Annotated in this window: 17 protein-coding genes; 3 read left to right on the forward strand and 14 right to left on the reverse strand. The window is 37.2% G+C overall.

All coding sequences use genetic code 11. The features are described from left to right. The first annotated feature begins 70 nt into the window (after positions 1–70). The gene (locus LN736_RS01065; RefSeq protein WP_229980463.1) at positions 71–2,038 is read left to right on the forward strand and encodes an NAD(P)/FAD-dependent oxidoreductase; all 1,968 of its coding nucleotides are present in this window, start codon (positions 71–73) and stop codon (positions 2,036–2,038) included. A gap of 502 nt (positions 2,039–2,540) precedes the next feature. Here the strand turns inward: LN736_RS01065 and LN736_RS01070 are convergent. The 10 genes from LN736_RS01070 to LN736_RS01115 all read right to left on the reverse strand — a co-directional run bounded on the left by LN736_RS01070 (position 2,541) and on the right by LN736_RS01115 (position 11,700). After that, on the reverse strand, positions 2,541–3,578 hold the full coding sequence (locus tag LN736_RS01070) for an alpha/beta fold hydrolase (RefSeq protein WP_229980465.1): 1,038 nt from the start codon (positions 3,576–3,578) through the stop codon (positions 2,541–2,543). Between the two features lie 8 nt (positions 3,579–3,586). Then, positions 3,587–4,051, reverse strand: a complete 465-nt coding sequence (locus LN736_RS01075; RefSeq protein WP_229980467.1) for a pyridoxamine 5'-phosphate oxidase family protein — start codon at positions 4,049–4,051, stop codon at positions 3,587–3,589. Between the two features lie 54 nt (positions 4,052–4,105). Then, a complete protein-coding gene (gene nadC / locus LN736_RS01080; RefSeq protein WP_229980469.1) occupies positions 4,106–4,936 on the reverse strand; it encodes a carboxylating nicotinate-nucleotide diphosphorylase in 831 nt (276 codons plus the stop codon). Positions 4,937–4,941: 5 nt separating this feature from the next. Beyond that, a complete protein-coding gene (nadB, locus tag LN736_RS01085) occupies positions 4,942–6,510 on the reverse strand; it encodes an L-aspartate oxidase (RefSeq protein ID WP_229980471.1) in 1,569 nt (522 codons plus the stop codon). 48 nt (positions 6,511–6,558) lie between these two features. Continuing rightward, complete coding sequence (gene nadA / locus LN736_RS01090; RefSeq protein WP_326839058.1) at positions 6,559–7,620, reverse strand: quinolinate synthase NadA; 1,062 nt, start codon at positions 7,618–7,620, stop codon at positions 6,559–6,561. A gap of 1 nt (position 7,621) precedes the next feature. Next, positions 7,622–8,524: a sensor histidine kinase gene (locus LN736_RS01095; protein ID WP_229980473.1), complete on the reverse strand. Its 903-nt coding sequence runs from the start codon at positions 8,522–8,524 to the stop codon at positions 7,622–7,624. 16 nt (positions 8,525–8,540) lie between these two features. Further along, complete coding sequence (locus LN736_RS01100; RefSeq protein WP_229980475.1) at positions 8,541–9,293, reverse strand: hypothetical protein; 753 nt, start codon at positions 9,291–9,293, stop codon at positions 8,541–8,543. Beyond that, complete coding sequence (locus LN736_RS01105; RefSeq protein WP_229980477.1) at positions 9,277–10,203, reverse strand: ATP-binding cassette domain-containing protein; 927 nt, start codon at positions 10,201–10,203, stop codon at positions 9,277–9,279. The genes LN736_RS01100 and LN736_RS01105 overlap by 17 nt, the downstream gene beginning before the upstream one ends. A gap of 86 nt (positions 10,204–10,289) precedes the next feature. Beyond that, positions 10,290–11,003, reverse strand: coding sequence for a response regulator transcription factor (locus LN736_RS01110; protein ID WP_229980479.1), 714 nt, complete (start codon positions 11,001–11,003; stop codon positions 10,290–10,292). 250 nt (positions 11,004–11,253) lie between these two features. After that, positions 11,254–11,700, reverse strand: coding sequence for a DUF3021 domain-containing protein (locus LN736_RS01115; RefSeq protein WP_229980480.1), 447 nt, complete (start codon positions 11,698–11,700; stop codon positions 11,254–11,256). Positions 11,701–12,122: 422 nt separating this feature from the next. On the opposite strand from LN736_RS01115, the gene LN736_RS01120 reads away from it, so the two are divergent. Further along, positions 12,123–12,596: an alpha/beta fold hydrolase gene (locus tag LN736_RS01120; protein WP_229980481.1), complete on the forward strand. Its 474-nt coding sequence runs from the start codon at positions 12,123–12,125 to the stop codon at positions 12,594–12,596. 11 nt (positions 12,597–12,607) lie between these two features. On the opposite strand, the gene LN736_RS01125 is transcribed toward LN736_RS01120, so the two are convergent. Together LN736_RS01125 and LN736_RS01130 are read right to left on the reverse strand one after the other, a co-directional pair. After that, positions 12,608–12,814 (reverse strand): type II toxin-antitoxin system RelE/ParE family toxin, encoded by a 207-nt coding sequence (locus LN736_RS01125; RefSeq protein WP_326839059.1) that lies wholly within the window; start codon positions 12,812–12,814, stop codon positions 12,608–12,610. A gap of 103 nt (positions 12,815–12,917) precedes the next feature. Next, positions 12,918–13,181: a type II toxin-antitoxin system Phd/YefM family antitoxin gene (locus LN736_RS01130; RefSeq protein ID WP_179977960.1), complete on the reverse strand. Its 264-nt coding sequence runs from the start codon at positions 13,179–13,181 to the stop codon at positions 12,918–12,920. A 47-nt stretch (positions 13,182–13,228) separates the two neighbouring features. Between LN736_RS01130 and LN736_RS18875 the strand changes: the two genes are divergently transcribed. Further along, positions 13,229–13,360, forward strand: a complete 132-nt coding sequence (locus LN736_RS18875; protein ID WP_268253719.1) for a hypothetical protein — start codon at positions 13,229–13,231, stop codon at positions 13,358–13,360. Positions 13,361–13,460: 100 nt separating this feature from the next. On the opposite strand, the gene LN736_RS01135 is transcribed toward LN736_RS18875, so the two are convergent. Continuing rightward, a complete protein-coding gene (locus tag LN736_RS01135) occupies positions 13,461–17,849 on the reverse strand; it encodes a coiled-coil domain-containing protein (RefSeq protein ID WP_229980483.1) in 4,389 nt (1,462 codons plus the stop codon). Then, the gene (locus LN736_RS01140; RefSeq protein WP_229980484.1) at positions 17,849–18,586 is read right to left on the reverse strand and encodes a DUF6063 family protein; all 738 of its coding nucleotides are present in this window, start codon (positions 18,584–18,586) and stop codon (positions 17,849–17,851) included. Before LN736_RS01140 ends, LN736_RS01135 begins: the two co-directional genes overlap by 1 nt. Position 18,587: the final 1 nt, after the last annotated feature.

Genomic DNA, 18,587 nt, shown 5'->3' on the forward strand with positions numbered 1-18,587 from the left:
CAGCCATATTTAATTGTCCTATACTAAAATTATACTTGATTATAAAAAAACAGTAGAAAGGAGTTTATTTATGAATACGTTTCCTCATATGTTCTCACCTTATACTATCAAAGGTGTAAAATTTAAGAACCGGGTATTTGCTTCACCCATTACGACTAATCGTATTGTAGACCATGGATACCCTACCCCTGAAGGCATTGATGCTTTTGAAACCAAAGCAAGGGGAGGCTTTGCTGAAGTTACAATCACCGAATCTTTTATAGATAACGAATACTCTGCCCGCCATGAACACGGTTTAAACGTTTATTCCAAAAATATGACCACATTCCACATGGAGAGTATAATGACACTTACTGAGGCAATAAAAGCTCATGGAGCTGTTGCCTCCATCCAATTAAATCATATTGGTGCAATCAATCATCCAGATACAATTATCAATCATAATAATCCCATTGGTCCTTCTTCATTTATACGCAAGGATGGAGTTCAAGTAGATGAAATGACCGTAGAAATGATAAAACATGTAGCTAATAATTATGCTGAAGCAAGTTGGAATTGCAAAGCACTTGGCTTCGACATGGTTATGCTGCACGGCGGCCATGGATGGCTATTATCTCAGTTTATCTCTCCCCGTATGAATCATAGAACAGATGAGTACGGTGGCAGCATGGAAAATCGTGCTCGCTTTCCCATTATGGTTTGTAAAAAAATTCGTGAGCTCTGCGGTGATGATTTTCTGATTGAATACCGTGTTTCCGGTTCCGAACGTATTGAAGGCGGCATGACGCTTAACGACTGCATTGAATTCTGCAAGATCATTCAAGATTATGTTGATATCATACATGTTACTAGCGGTGTTTACCATTCTCACGTAGAGACAAAGGCTTTCTCCTCCATGTATGACAAACATGGCTGCAATTTGGATCTTGCTGCTGCCGTTAAAGCTGCTGTACATGTTCCTGTTGTAGCTGTAGGCGGATTCAATGATCCACAACAGGTTGAGGATGCAATTACTTCTGGCAAATGTGATTTTGTAGCACTAGGTCGCCAGCAATTTGCAGACCCTGAATTCTGCAACAAGGCACAAACTGGACGTGCAGATCAAATCGCTCCTTGCCTGCGTTGTTCTTGTTTTAATCCTCTGCCTCCAAATCCAAATGAGCGTCCGATTCCTGAATTATGGCACTGTACAGTAAATCCCTGGTCATCACGAGAGTTACGCTGGAGACAAGCCCCCCTTCCAAAGGGAAGACGCAAGGTGCTGATCATCGGTGGTGGCGTTTCTGGAATGTATGCTGCATTAACAGCAGCCGAGCGCGGTCACAATGTAACCCTATGTGAAAAAACATCAAAACTAGGCGGCTTATTGTGGTTTACCGATGTAGATACTCACAAAGAATCTTTAAAACGCTTTCGTGATTCCCTTGTAGCTCGCTGTAAATATGTTGGCGTTAATATTATGTTAAATACAACTGTTACTCCCAAACTAATTGAAGGCATGAAGCCTGACGCAGCCATTTGCGCAGTCGGCTCTCATCCTTTTATTCCACCCATTAAAGGAATTGAAAATGCAACACATGCTATAGAAATCTATAAAAACTTATCTTTATTAGGCAAGAAAGTTGTTTTAATCGGAGGTGGTGCAATCGGATGTGAGTCCGGTTTCTTCTTTGCAGAACATTGTGGCTGCCACGTACATATTCTTGAAATGAGAGATGACGTATGTAAAGATTCAAATGACTCTCAGCGTCGTGCTTTAATTCCAAGAATGAAAAAAGTGGGCATGACATGGGATTGCAATGTATCAGTTAAAGAAATCATCAACAATGGTGTAAAATTTATGGATAAGAATCAAAATGAGCATTTCATTGATGCGGATAACATTATATATGCCTGTGGTAACCGTTCCAATGATGAGATTGTAAAATCTTTGGAAAACATCGTTCCATGGTTTATAGTTACTGGAGATGCCAAAAAAGCCCGTACAGTAAAAGAGGCAACTTATGAAGGCTTTTGTGCTGCTATGGACATCCTTTAGATATAATAGATTACTGACAGAGTTTTACATGAATTTTTTTGTCATTGATTCACATTAATTAACTACCTAAATTACAGGTTTTCTTATAATTATTATTTCGCTCTTAGATTAATATAGTAATGTAAAAACTTTTCTACATTACTATATTAATCTAAAAAATATTGCATAATTTTCTGCTAATTTTTCATTCCAACAAGGCATATCCATTTCCCGTTCTGACTTTCATCATCTCATAATTTTTCCCAATGAAATCCATCTTGAGAATCATTTTTCCACCCAATCCCCTGGGCTTGCATGTATTCTAAAATAATTTATCAAACGTTTCATTCTTCCCTCAAAAAAGCATTTTTCATATGCCATAATAATATCTCATCATTTTTAGCATGAATAAAAGGCCTTTCAGCCATATAATTGCTGGAGACCTTCTCTTATTTTTACCTAAAAATATTTTACTTACTCTCAATAAGTTGATCATACTTAATACTTTTTTTACAATAAAAAACTATTTTATTTTATTTAAAAAATCTACCATGATCTGAATAAATTTATCTGGTTTTTCGAAATGAATATCATGACCGGATTTTATCTTTACCATTTCATTTCCCTTGAGCAGACTATGTACATTTCTGGCATCTTGGTCACTGTTGGCTGCATAAAGCACTCCATCCTTTCCATATAATGTATTTGCCTTAATATATACTGAGGGGCAATTTATCTTAGATAAAATTTTCTCCTGATTAATTCCTTTAAACCAGGAACCTGTATAAAACGTTTCCGAAAAATCCAAATCAAAGTCATCTATATAAAGGGTACCGTGAATCCATTTATATGGTACATACCATAATTTCAGAGGTTCTCCACTATGCTTTTCTCTATAGTTTCTCGTACTTCTTGCTATAATGGATCTCAAATTTCCAAATAGTCCCCAAATATAACTATTTTCCATATAATACACTACATAATCTTTAATTTCTGTTTGACTTTTAAAATTATGTACTGTTTCAAAATTCTCCCGCCAAACAAAAGTGTTTTTCATCTCTTCCGGTTCCACACTAAAAAATGGCGGATCCTCCAGAACTACTCCCAATACATTTTCCGGTGAATTGGCTGCAATCCACGCTGCCAAAATTCCTCCGGAGGAGTGACCTGATATTACAACCGGCTTTCCAATAACATCTTCAATAAACAGAGCAAAATCCTGCCCCATAGCAGCTCCTGTATATTTTGAGGAATCATGACTGGATTTCCCATGTCCATGACAATCAACAGCGTACACGTGATAATACTTAGCTAATGCCGGGAGTACTCTTGAATAATCCTCCCACTTCATAGACTGCCCATGTATCAACAAAAGAGCCGGGCCATTATCTGGTCCTTCAGCATAATTTAGGACAGTTCCATCATCAAGTGTTGCTTGTTTTTCTCTATAACCGGCACTGTATGTTTGCCGCAGTGGTTTTTCATCATAATGCATGTTCCTATAAGCGTAAATGCTGGCAGCAATTGCTGCAGCAGCAACAATTACAACTATAACGATCAAAAATATATTCATCTCCTTGCTTTTCCGCAAATATGTTCGATATTTATTTTTATCACTTTCACTTTTGAATTTGCCTTTTTCAGGTACTCTCTGCCTTTTTCCACATATCCTTTTGAATACTTTTCCAGTATTTTCAGCATGGCCGCATTTTTTTCATCATCGAAAATTTCTTCTGCCCTTCCAAATATAATTACACTTTCATAATTGGTAGTGAATTTATCCGGCAGAACATAATTTTTTCCGACTACACAAAAAGAAACTCTGTCGTCATTTACTATATTATCCAATTTATGTCCCCGTTCAGCACTGTGAAAATATATGGAATTATCGGCATATACATAATTTAACGGTACTCCATAAGCATATCCATCTTCACCCACTGTAGATAAAACACCATATTCGCAGCTATTTAATATTTCTATAACTTCAGTATGCCCAATTTCTCTGTCTTTTCTTCTCAAATCTCTAAACATAATTATTCCTCCATATCATCGGGATATAATTTTAATTTTACACCATTTTATCTTTTAAATAAATCTCAAACTTATGTCCAGAGCTTTTACCGAATGTGTAAGGGCACCTATTGATATTATATCCACTCCTGCAGCAGCAATATTCCGCACATTTTCTTCAGTAACATTTCCTGAAGCTTCCAGAACAAATCTTCCATTTATAAATTTTACAGCCTTTTTCATCTCATCCACGTCCATATTGTCCAGCATTATCACATCCGCTTCGGTATCAGCTGCTTCCTTAAGCTGCTGCAGGTTTTCCACTTCCACTTCTACCTTGACAGTAAAGGGCAGGCTGTTCTTTATTTTTTCAACAGCTTTCTTTATGGAACCCACTGCCTTTATGTGATTGTCCTTTATCATCACATAATCTGAAAGATTCAGCCTGTGGTTATATCCTCCTCCCACTTTAACCGAATACTTGTCCAGCATCCTGAATCCCGGGAGTGTCTTTCTGGTATCCACTATTTTAACATCATAGTCCTTTACAAGTTCCACCATTCTTCTGGTTTTGGTTGCAATGCCGGACATCCTCTGCATTATGTTTAGGGCAACTCTCTCCCCCTTCAGTATGGATCTGGAACTGCCCCTTATCTCCGCAATGACACTGCCTTTTTCAAATCTGTCACCGTCTTTTATTTTTGCAGCAAATACTATGCTGTCATCCAAAATTTCAAATACCCTTTCCGCCACAGCAATACCTGCAGCAACACCGGATTCTTTTGAAATAAACCTGCCCTGTGAAATCTGGTCCTCAGGTATCAAATTATCAGTGGTTACATCTCCATAATCTATATCCTCCAGAAGTGCCTCCTCTATCAATTTGTCAACCATTAAAAAATTCAAGCAAATCACCTCAAAACCTTATTGTGTTCAGAATAATTTTCAACATAGTTGCTTCCTATGGAAGCTTTGGACTCAAGAATTGAAATCACAATACTTCTGGCCACCTGATACATATTATATGTCTCCACGGCTTCCACACTTTCAAGACTTGAAGCCTCCATCTTAGAGAGCTTGTCCTCAATAATATTCAATGCCCCTTTAAGATCATCTGTATTTCTTATTATTCCAGCATGTTTTTCCATAAGGACTTTTAAAGATCTTTTAAACTGGTCAAAATCAACTTCTTTATTTTTTTCATCCAGGTTGTCTTCATTTTTCAATTCCGGCAGGCTGCATACTTCTCCGCATGAAATTTTTCCATAGATATCCTCTGCAGCTCTTTTCCCAAATACAAGAGCTTCAAGAAGAGAATTGCTTGCCAGCCTGTTGGCACCATGTACTCCAGTGCAGGCACATTCACCCAGGGCATAAAGTCCTTCCATACTTGTTCTGCCGAAAAGATCCACTTCAATTCCGCCCATGAAATAGTGTTCCGCAGGAGTAACAGGTATATAATCCCTGTACATCTCTATGGAGCTGCTTTCACATTCCCTGTAGATCTGCCTGAACCTGTTCTGGAGAAAATCTTTATCATACATGGTGGCATCCAGATATACATATTTAGATGATACCTTATTCATCTCATGGAATATGGCCCTCGCAACAATATCCCTGGGTGCAAGCTCCATTCTTCTGTCATATTCTCCCATAAATCTCTTTCCTTCCATGTTTCTAAGTACTGCACCTTCTCCTCTTACGGCCTCGGATATGAGGAACAACCTGTCATTTGTATCTCCTGAATAAAAAGCTGTAGGATGAAATTGAACATATTCCATGTCCTTGAGTTTCACGCCTGCCCTTATTGCCATGGCAATTCCGTCTCCAGTGAGTACATCCACATTTGTGGTTTTTGAAAACAGCTGGCCTATTCCTCCTGATGCCATTATACAATACCGGGAGATAAAATACATTGATCTTCCTTTGTAAAATACCGTTACGCCGCAGCATTTCCCCCTGTTTTCCACAATATCCAGGGCAAATACATCTGGTATTATTTCTATATTGTGGGCATTTTCAGCATCTCTTACGAGCACTTCCATTATGCCCTTCCCCGTGGAATCGCCATTTACATGGAGTATTCTGGGTATGGAATGATTCCCTTCAAAGGATCTGTAGAAGTTACCCTGATCATCCCTGTCAAAATTCACACCAAGTTCAATCAAATTCTCTATGGCCTGCTGGGATTCATCTACCAGCACCTTCACGGCTTTTGCGTTATTCACATAACAGCCTGCATTCACAGTATCCTTTATATGGAGTTCCCTGTCATCATCTCCTATGCTGGCAGCAATACCTCCCTGAGCCATGTAGGAATCCGAATCATCTATTTCCTTTTCGCTGAGCACTGCTATCTTTAATTTTTTTGGAAGCATCAAAGCCGTGTAGAGGCCGGCTATTCCAGCCCCTATTATTACAATATCAAAATATCTACCTTCACAGGGTTCATTTTTAAAATCAACCAAATATCTTTTCATTCATATCACCAGCCTATTTTATAATTACTTGATTCCGATACCAACCTTTTACTCAATACACAACATTTTCTCCAGGGAGTTCTCAGCCTTTTTTCTGATATTTTCAGGCACTGATATTTCGTATTCCATATTTAAAAGACATGTATAAACATTTTCGAGAGATGTCATTTTCATATTCTCACATACGAGTCTGGGACTCATGAGATAAAACTTCTTGCCAGGATTATCCTTTTTCATCTTATGAAGCACACCTATTTCAGTACCTATGATGAATTCTGTATTTGAAGATTTACGGGCATGATCAATTATCTGTGAAGTGCTTCCAACAAAATCAGAACTTTCCCTTATTTCCCCGGAAACTTCAGGGTGAGCCAGTATTTCTGCTTTCGGATGCTCTTCCGATGTTTTTACAAGATCTTCCATCATTATCCTTGCATGAGTTATGCAGTGTCCGGGCCAGGGTATTATATGTTTTCCTCTTACTTTCTCAGCTATATAGCCGGCAAGATTTTCATCAGGTACAAACAGCACTTCATCCTCCTTCAAACTTTCAACAACCTTTACTGCATTAGAAGAAGTACAGCATATGTCACTTATGGCTTTGACTTCTGCTGAAGAATTTACATAACATACAACAGCTGCCCCAGGATGTTTGTTTTTCATAGTCTGAAGCTGTTTTGAAGTTATGGAATCCGCCAGAGGACACCCTGCATATTTTGAAGGAAGCAGCACTTTCTTATCCGGAGAAAGTATCTTTGCACTTTCCGCCATAAATCTGACGCCGCAGAACACTATAACTTCCTTGTCCATTTTTGCCGCCGCCCTGCTTAAGGCAAAGGAATCGCCTACAATATCCGATATATCCTGAACTTCAGGTACCTGATAATTATGTGCCAGTATACAGGCATTTCTCTCTGTTTTCAATCTTTTTATCTCATTTATTAAAAAACTTCTATCCATTTTTGTGCTCCTAAAATAATATTTTATAATTACTGTATATACATCAGTATATACCTTTTTTATTTTTTTAACAACACTATTATAAATACTTAATACAACGATTTGAACGTATAAAAAAACAGCAGAACTTTTAAAATCTGCTGAAACAATTTTAACGTTTGAAAGACAGCATAAAAGTCAGAGTATTATGCTTATAATCTGCAGTTATCCTACCCCGCTGTAGTTCCATCAGCTCTTTTGCAATGGCCAGGCCCAAACCGGAAGAGTGCCCGGAGCGATTAATATCAGCCCTATATGTACGGTTGAAAAGCTGTACTACAGTTTCGTCGCTTAAAGCTTCAGAATCATTGCTTATACTGATATGAACATGCTCTTCTGTCACTTTCAATTCAACCCTGCAGTATGACCTGGCATAGCGTATGACATTTTGAAACAGATTCAAGAACACTCTATTGGTGATCTTTTCATCCAGCAGCACCAACGGAACTTTTTCATCAAGATCCAGCTGCAGGGAGATACCTTTATCTTCAAAGTCCTGGTGAAACAACAGCAGACTGTCACACAGCAGCTGATATAAGGAGTGCGGATTCAGCTGCACAGGATACTCCCGGGCATCAACCAGGGACAAATCATATAGTGAATCCACCAGATTGTTTAAACTCTTCAGCTTATGCTGTACAATATTTAAATATTTTTCTTTATCTTTGATGGATAGATCCATATTCAAAACTATATCAATATATCCCATGGCAGAAGTCAGCGGTGTGCGCAAGTCATGGGAAAAGTTAGCCAGAGCTTCTTTATTCTGACGCTTCTCCTCAATATTCTTCAATTGCAATTCCTTATAGCGCTCAACTAAATGATTGATTTCAGCAGCCAGCTTTTCTGTGGTTTTATCAGGAGCAGCCACAGTAACCTGCTGATTGGTTTGAGAAATCAATTTAGTTAATTTTTTAACCTCCGCAGTTAATGTACGAATATTCATTCTGATAAAATAATGCTTTGTCAGACAGAGGACAGTTACAACTGTCAGTATACAGCTAATATAAATCATAACTCTCCTCCTTTCTCTAGGATAAATCCTTTTTCGTAAAAATTGCCAGCCCCATAATCAAGCTTACAAAAATAATCATCAGTCCCATCACCCAGCACTTCACATCAAAATAAGCACTGCCTGACATATAGTGGACTAAATTATTATCAATCAGTGAAGAAGGTGTCCATTTAGATATAGTTCTCAAAACACTTACTCTGCCGGCTAAAGTATCGATTAAACGTCCTAAAATACTGTAAATAAACAGCAAAATAAGCAGGTTCAAAACTTCTGAGACACCATTGACACTTAAAACATAACCTAGAACAAAACCGGAGGCAACAATGGGCAGTACATTGCTAAAGGCAATTAAAAATTGACCAAGAGTTGAATTATTCACCAAATCAAAAATAACATTACCGCTTAAAATGGTGACCGACAAAATAACAGCAGCCATAACAGCTACTCCCAGAGACAAAGCAATCAATTTTGACCAAAAGACAGCCCCTCGGGAATATCCGAAAGAAACCGCTGCACAGATTTTTGACTGACTCTTTCGTGTCAATATTAAAACAATTAATAAACATAAAACAATAATTAAAGTAGTCATACCAAATACATTACTGTAATAGAACATCCTTGTTCCGTAGGGAAAGATTGATTCCTTGAATCTGAAATACTGCAGTACCCCTGCGGCAGCCATGACTAGAAAGACACTAACTGCAATAAGCCCGTAGTACAGTTTTGAACGTATCAACCGGTAGACTTCACTTCTAATGAGATTCAGCATTATTATTACCTCCTATGAGCTCCAGAAAATATTCTTCCAGATTCTTGCTTTTAACTGTCATTTCCAAAATATCCACACTGCCTTCATTCAAAAGCCTATTGATTTTTTGACGGTCTTCAATATGATTGTAAACCTCCAGCTGCTGACCAGCTAAAACCCTATAGTCCATATCTGGAAAATGATTTTCCAATATAAAGCAGGCCTTCTTGGCATCATTGACACGAAGGAATATAAACTGCTGATTCATCTCCAATAGCTCTTTACGTGACAAATCCTGAATAATTTTACCTTTGTGAAGAAAAACAAAACGTGTTGCAATTGACTGCAGCTGTGATAAAATGTGACTTGAAATCAAAATTGTAATTTGATGCTCCTGGTTTAAATTAAGAAAAAGCTGACGCATTTCAGCCATTCCTTCCGGATCCAAACCATTGGCAGGCTCATCTAAAAGCAAAAAATCCGGTGAGGATAATAAAGCCAGTGCCAGTGACAGTCGTTGTTTCATCCCCAGTGAATATTCCGAGAATTTCTTTCCCTGATACTCTGCAAGTCCCACTATATTCAATACTTTTTTTATTACGGCTTTTTCAGGAATTCCCCGCTGCAGACGATAGTACTCTAAATTCTGGATGGCATTGAAGTTATCAAAAAATACATTGGTTTCAATCATGACCCCCATTCTCCTGCGGGCATTATGTTTACCGTAGGGTTCACCAAACAGTGCAATCTCACCCTTTGTAGGAAATATCTCTTCGGCAATCATCTTGAACAGAGTTGATTTACCTGCACCGTTTTTCCCTATAACGGCACATATTTCTCCCTGATACAGTTCAAAATCACTGCTTTCCAGGGCAACCTGATGCTTATACCTTTTCTCCAGATCAGTTATTTTCAAAACTGGTGTTTTCATCTCAATTCCTCCTTTACGCTTATCAGTTTACAAGGTGTTTTTTAAGAACCCTTAAGCAAATTATAAAGAAATCATAAAGATGATATCTAGACCAGTGAAAAGCCGATTCCCCAGATGGTTTTAATATATTCTTCTTTGGTAACAGCTGCAATTTTTTTACGAATATTCGACACATGGACACTGATACTATTGTCATTTCCCCGGTAAACATCATTCCACAGCAGTTCATACAGCTTGGCTTTTGAGAATACCTGTTTAGGATGCTTCAACATAATTTTCAAGATATCAAACTCCACATTGGTGAGATTCAACTCTGATTTTTCAACCATTGCCACATGTCGGCCTTCATCCAGAGTCAGTGCCTTCCAGTTTAAACACTTATCAGCCTGCCGTGAATAATTTTTACGCAGCTGGACTTCAATCCGTGCTGCAACTTCTTCACGGGCAAAAGGTTTGACCATGTAATCATCCGCACCCAGCCTCAGCAGGCTGACTTTGTCTTCAATCATATTTTTCGCAGAAACAACAATAACCGGGACAGATGAATGCTCCCTGATTTCTCCCAGCAATTCCTCCCCTGTCAGTCCAGGCAGCATAATATCCAGTAAAATCAGATCAAAGGACTGCTGCTGAAGTCTTAATCTGGCTTCCGTACCGGAAAAGCAGCAGGTTGCTTTGTATCCCTGCTCCTTTACAATCAGTTCCAGTATTCTATTGATGTCATCATCGTCTTCCACAATCATTATCTCCACTTGCTTCAAATTTTTCACCTCTCTGTTCGCTTCCCTAAATTTATCCATTAAATTATACTACCATTTCTTTTATAGGTAAATTTATTTTTTCTTCAGCAGCGCTATGTGATGTATTGGTCTTTAATACTGGGTTGATTTTAAAATATCTGCAACATGAAAAAATTATTTTGTCTTACCCCAAAAATCTGCCATGATCTGAATAAATTCACCTGGTTTTTCAAAATGAATATCATGTTCTGATTTTATTGTACGGGTTTTGCCTGCTTTAAAAACTTCTTTTGAAAACTGAAGATACTTATCATTTCACCCTGTCATTTTTAATTTTGTTGTTTATCTGCCTGATTCTATATTTCCACATGCTATACTGTATAAACCATATTATAATATATATTGCTATAAATATACCATAATAACTTACGATGCCGGCAAATGTATGCTCCATCCAATGTGAAAAATAAGCAATTGGCAGCATTGCAAAAGAGATTATAATAAAATGGACAATTGATTGTTTTATAATACTCCAGTTATCATTTTCCCATATGAAGGAGCTTGCACCCACAACGGCACCCAACACACCTGATAAAAGGAATTGCAGAACAACTGCACTGATTTGACTTCCGCATTGTGATGTCAAATCAGGAGAAACAGGTAAATAATATCCCTGAGTCGAAATCAAAGAAATTATGATTGTAATAGTGTAACCAATAAAAACTCCCAGAGGAAACCCTAAAAGCCCCCGGTACATTATTGCAAAGAACTATCAATTTTTATTTCAATCTGCATTGTTTCACTTCCTTTTCTCCTTTCACTTATAGTATAAAAAGTATAATTTGTTCTGTATATTGATTTCTTATAAACGGTCCTTTATATCATACAGATGGTAATCTATAGCTAATAGCTGTGCAGTGTTTTTAGTGCTGCACCTTGTAATATATAAATCATTTTATTACTATAACAACCATCTGCAATCCTTGCGTATACTTTTAAATCACAGTGGACAGCTAAGTAGATTTACTATATATTTTCCGATATAATTTTCATATAGATTTTTTATTGATAGTAAATTCTAATTACCTAATGTACTGTCTGTTCTTGTAAATAGCTGTAAGCTTGGACAATTTCACATGATATGGAGGGATATTGTGAGAAACAGAGTAGCAGGGAAGATTGAAATCGAAGGAGACACACTTTTTTACAAGGCAACAGGAATGGGAAAGCCTTTTTCTTCTAATTGCAGGAGGAGGTGGTGACGGAGACCTTTATTTACCTTTGGCAGATGAGCTTGCAAATCAGTATAAAGTTATCACATATGATCGCCGTGCAAATGCGAGAAGTACAATGAATTTTCCTGATCATTTCGATATTTCCCAGCAGGCAAAAGATGCCCTGGCAGTGCTGAAAGCTGCCGGAGAAAGCTCCGCAATAGTATTCGGCAACAGCAGTGGCGCGGTTATTGCCATTGAAATGGAGCGTCTTTTCCCCGGTAATGTACTGGGGGTAATTGTTCACGAGCCACCTATGGCCCGGCTTCATCCTGAAAGTAATAAATGGAGAATATTTTTTACAGCAAGAAATTTCGGCAAGAATGCAGTTGCAGATACAAAAGATATGGATTTAGATTCATCCATTCCCTATACTTAAGATTTTCTATTTTATAAAATATCTTTATGATTTCTAGCACCATAGAGAATGCGCATAATAATCACCTGTTGTTTATTATCATCCACCAGATAAAACGCAATATAATTATCTATTATAAGTTTTCTATAACCTCGCTGCTTCAATGTCTCATCTATTACCAAACTACAAGAATATGGAAAATCCTTAAGTCTTAGAATCTTACTTTCAAAATTGCTTATTAAGTTCTATGCTGCCTCGGGAGCAAAAAGATTTCCATAAATATAATCATATATTTGATCTAAATCTTCTTGAGCCTTCAGAGTAAATTTTAAGTCATACTCCCTATTTCCCATATTTCTCCCTCAGCTCTTTAAATACTTTTTCTCCATCTTTAAGCGGCATACCATCTGCAAGTTCTTTCTCCGCCTCAGATAATTTTTTATAAACTTCTAAAAGAGCCATTTTGCGCTCATAAATTTCCATACTCATTATTACCATATCACCATAACCATTTTTAGTAATAAACACTGGCTCTTTGCTTTTATGACATATTTCAGAAATTTCATTTGTATTTCTTAAATCTTTTATAGGCCTTATTTGCGGCATTTAAATCACCTCACTTTTATTGTGTCATAATTATAGCATAATTATGTATGAAATACAATGTAACTTCTGCTGTTTGTATAATGGCGTTGTCTGATAAAAAGTCAGATATTAAAATAGAAAATAAAACAGCTTTGAAACCTGATGAAATATCATCCGATACCAAAGTAAACATCAAGTGATTCTTAGGTTCAGATGAAGTTTGCTTATATTTGATCTATATTTAGACAGGTCAAATTTGTTAACCATTTCCTTATACTATATGGGCATATATACTCCCGGCTAAGTAAGCCTTGTTAAACTCTGTGGATCATTGTCCCTGAAAAATGCCTTCTTCATTTCCAGCTCTTTCGTCATAATCTGATTTATACCGTCGCTGGCTTCTCTGAGCTTGCAGCTGTATACAATTGGAAAATAGGTTCTTATAAATTTTCCTTCCGAATGTGCTGTAAGGGCTATTATTTGAAATCCAAGCTGTTCTGCAATAAAAAATACCGGATCCAGTACATGTTCACTGGAAGCCTTGCCAAAAGGATTATCCATTATAACTGCTCTGTGCCTTTTACAATCTGAAGCCATCCTGATTCTCTTCTTCGCCAGATAATTCAGTATGCCCAGAAACAAAGTCATGTTTTTGCTCCACTTTTCTCCGCCGGACCATTGATTTGATGTCTCCCATGAAAAAGGCAGACTGCTCATCTTTCCATCATTGGTCACTTTCCTGCATTTCACCTTTATGGTGTTCTGTTTCATCACATACTGCAGCAGCTGTTTTGACTGAAGCCATTTTTCAATGGATTTTCTGACTTTTTCCACATCTTCCTTGCCATTTTCATCCTTGAACTGATCCCCCTGAAGCTGATTCAGCATCCAGTCAATATATTCGGCCAGTCTTTCCCTGCCTTCTTTTTCATTCCATTCAGGTACTGTAAACAAAAATACCTCTTTCCACTTTCCATCAATCTTTATCCTGGTGCTTTTGGGAAGTCTCCTAAGTTCATCTGATATTGTCTTCAGATAGGAATGAAGCTGGTTTATAAACTGCTGAATTTCTCTGTCATGATTCCTCATGTCATCTTCTGTAATTTTAACTATGCGCATAATTCTTTCACTCATTTTATTCTGCCATTCTAAAATAGCTTCAAAATTTCTGTTATATTCTATACCTGTCACAGACATCTCTTTAAGTTTTACATCCAATATGCCATTTTGACAGAAATCAATAAAATTCTCCTTTTGTACTTTTACCCTGTCGGCTTTTTTATCTAGATTTCCGGCAATTTCATTCAGTTTTTTCTCCATTTCTTTTAAAACTTCCATTCTCTTATAGGGAAACCTCTCCTTTATATCTTCAGAAATAGTCACTTCTCCTGTTTCTTCTGCAGAAGATGGATATTTTGCATTTATGACTTTGATTTCCTGCAGGGCTTTTTCTATATCCACTTTCTGTTTCTCCAGGGATTCCTGTTCTGCTGTGAGGTAATCTTTTCTTCTATTTATATTTTTTCTTTCTCGGGACAAAACCTCAGGCACTCTCTCCAGGGGAATGGAAAAAGATATTATATCTTCATACTCGCCTTTAAAGTCCTTTTCCCTGATTTCATATTCATTTTTGCTATTTTGAAGTACGAGTTCAGCTCCATCATACTTTTTTTTCAGATTCTTCAAGGGCAATCTCATATCTTTTATTTCAACTGAAAGTTTATTTATATCCTCACCACTGTGGTAAATGAACTCTTCTTTTTCATCTATGGGAAATTCCAGTTCGTTTTTAAAAACTTCAAATTCGGACTCCAGAGAATTTTTCAATTCAACTGCACTTTTCATTTTCTGTTCAAGCAAATCTCTTCCCTTTTGCTTCCGGGCAAGTATATCCTTCAGGGCCATCCTCTCATCTTCAAGCACCTCCACACTTGTGAAAGTATATTTAGGATCAAATTCAAGTACCTCTGTATAAAGTTTTTGACCTTTTAGATTTTTAAGGGCAATGCAGAGACTTTTAAAATTATCTTCCAGATCCCTTTGTAATTTTGAGGATATGCTCTTCTCTCCATTGAGCTTTGAAAATTTCCTGTTATTTTCCAGAATATCTTCTTTTATCTCAGCCGCATCCATTTCACATTTTTTCTTTTTCTCTCTGTCATTTAGGTACTTTCTCGATTTTATTATTTTATTTCCCAGTACATTCTGTTCACCGCTTGAATCCTTTATATTATTGTTGAGTTCTTTTATCTTATCATCAATATGCTCAATTCTCTTCTCATCAGAGGATATATTTCCTGCTGTCACTGATATATTGTATTTGACACTCTTTTGATCTCTTTGCATGTCCATATACTGTTCATAGGGATATACTTCATAAAACTCTCTCACATCCATAAGCAGCTTACGGCATATTTCAACTTCCTTTTCCTTTTCAATTCGGATCTTGGTGGATTCATCAGCCTTTGACGCAATGCCCATTTTCCAGTTTTCAAAATTCTCCCGGAAAATGTTTTTCTTCCAGCTGGGTGGGAAAAATATATTTTCCTCTGTAATTGTATATCTATCTTCAATTTTTAATCTTGCTTCATTTTCATCCATTACTATAACAGGATGGGAAAGCTTACTGCAGTTGTCAGCTATCTTTTTCTTCAGCTTATCTGTCTCTGAACTGGAAGTTATTATGGATATAGTCCAGTAAGGATATACATTTTCACCGCCATCAAAAGCTCTTTGAAAATACTGGGTTCCGCTTTCTATATAATTGAATCCGTTTCTCCAGGCTCTAACCCATTTTTCTATAACAGGATCTGCAGTATAATACTCACTGTCACTGTAGTCATCCGCCCATCTGTGAGCTGTTCTCTCTTCAATTATAAGATTTTCCTTTTCTTCATAAAGACTTACGGCTCTATTTTCAAGCTGCTGCAGTATAGTTTCCTGTTTTGAGTACAATGAATCAAAGCTGAACCAGTTTCCCTTGAATTCTTTAAGTCTTTTCAGCAAAGCATCATGTTTTTTCCCATGGGCTTCCAGGTAGTCCCCAATACTGCTTTCCTCCCTTTTAAGCTCCTCCAGCTCTTCCCTTTTCATTTTGATATTCGTTCTCAGATCCTCTTTTTCTCTTTCAATGGATTTAATTTCTTTATTACACTCAAAAATATTGTTTTCCAGAACATCTATACGGAGCTGCCATTTGACTGCCTCTTCTTCAACACTTTCTTGTTCAGGATTGCTCAGTATTTCTCTCTCTATGGATTTCATATCTTCTTCAAGATATTCAATTTTAGCTTCCAGCCTGCTCCTATCTTCAATCAATTTTTTACCCATATCCTGAACCTTTGAAATTCTGTTTTCAATTTGTCTAATCTTATCCTCAATGTTTTTGAGATGATTCTCAGCTAAAGATCTTTCATTCTCCAGTTTTTTCTCCTGTTTTACATAATATCCTCTAAGGCAGCAGGAATTATCCTGAATTTTTTCAACAGTATCTACTGCTTTTCTGTCCCTATTGAATTCCTCAAGCTGGCTCTGTAAAAACTTTATTTTGTCATTTTGAATTTTGATACTGCTTTTATATTTTAAAAATCGGAGCCTCTCATAGACCTTCTGCTTTCTATTTCTAATATTCAGCATTCCATTATAACTGTCGGAAACTCTTTCAAAATTTCTCCTGTTTTCCTCCATCTTCACTTTCAGAAGTTGAAGCTTGTAGGAACTCTCCTTCTGTTTCCAGCTGTCTTCTTCCCTCTCCAGTTCTTCCAGCGCAGCACAGTTTTTATCTATTCTATTTTTATTTTCAGTCTGCTCTTCTCTGGCAAAATTATATACAGCCTTTACATTTTTCTTCATTTTACCAAATTTTAAATTCACATTATGGTAGTCCCTGTAAACTTCTACATATCTGTCTATTTCAGCTTCAATGGATCTGCTTTCCTCTACCCTGGCTTTCAGCTGCTTATATTTTTTAAAATGCTGTATCTGCTTTTCAAAAGTCTCGGCAAAATCCCTTGTTCCATCACCGGCTATAGCTTCTTCAACAGTTGGTATCAAAAGGTTGTCCACCAGCTGTCCCGTACTTCTGCAGTTATTGAAAAATTCCTCTACTCCTCCTTCTGCACTATTTATCAGTGCAATTTTCCTCCATTCCCAGGGAACTATTTTAAAATTTTTCTCTATATATTCCTGATATTCTTTTATGGTTGAAAATTCATGGGCATTTATCTTATTCCGGCTCATATTCAAATAGTATTCACCCATTTCCTCTTTTTCGGCAGGTCTCTTGTTTCCACTGCCGCTCTGTATCACAAAGGGCAGTTTTTCTATGGAATTTTCATCATTTTCTTCATATTCATAGACATATTTCAGAGAGCTCACCGATCCCCTGTTCATAAACAGAGTTACAGCTGTAAGTCCATATCTCCTGGGCTTTTCACTCAGTATCCACTCAATTGCTACATGTGCAGAAGTGTTTTCAAGCACCAGAGTATCTCTTATCTTCCTGTTTGCAACTTCCACATGGGGCAGCACAGCCTGAATGGCTGTCTGCACAAACACGGTTTTCCCTCCCCCGTTTGGAATCAAAAGGGCTCCATTGTGTCCATCAAACTGAAATATGTCGTCATTGAACCTTTTGGCACCATTTTCATAGATAACATTTGTAAATCTTATTCTGGAAATAGACGGCATTATTTTTCTTCCTTTCTATTATCAATATTGTACATAAAATCAAGTATACCCCTATTGTAGTCATATTCCATATAATACTTCTGAATTATGGTCCTGGCCTTTTCCGTAAGAGCCAGTTCCTCATTCCCAATGTCTTCTATAAGATCCTGAGACTCCAGAAAATGCTTTACTGTATTCAAAAAGCCCTTTCTGCTTGCAGTCCTGGCATCCTGAACTTTTGCAGTTTCCCTTATTTCATCTATATCCGTCCACTTTTTTACAACAGAGGACCAGTTATAATCGTATTTACTGTCAAGCTCTTTCAGCTTTTTATCCCCCTGTTCCTTCAGCGACGAAATCCTCTCATTCAAACTGGAAAGCCAGTCATTTAGAGATATGAAATCCCTGGTGGGTTCTATTGTCTGATAGCTGTCATAAAATTCTCCAAACAGAACTATTATTGATACGTACATCATGTATAAATCCACATTTACTGCCTTTGCAGGAAGATAGGTTTTTTTGATATAATCATTTGAAACGTGGAACACTGAATCTTTTAAAACAGGTATAAGATATATGTAATCCCCGGATAAAAATATGCTGCAGTCTACCTGCTTTGCGAACTGATCCACCAGCGATCTTATACTGTCATCGGACATGTAGAGATGAAGCTGTTCTTTTTCTCCATATCCCTGCACAGCCAGCACTGAATATATGCCAAATGCCTGCATCACCTGTTCATTACTGTAAAAAGCCATG

The organism is Clostridium aromativorans (assembly GCF_020908015.1).
Lineage (GTDB): Bacteria > Bacillota > Clostridia > Clostridiales > Clostridiaceae > Clostridium_B > Clostridium_B aromativorans.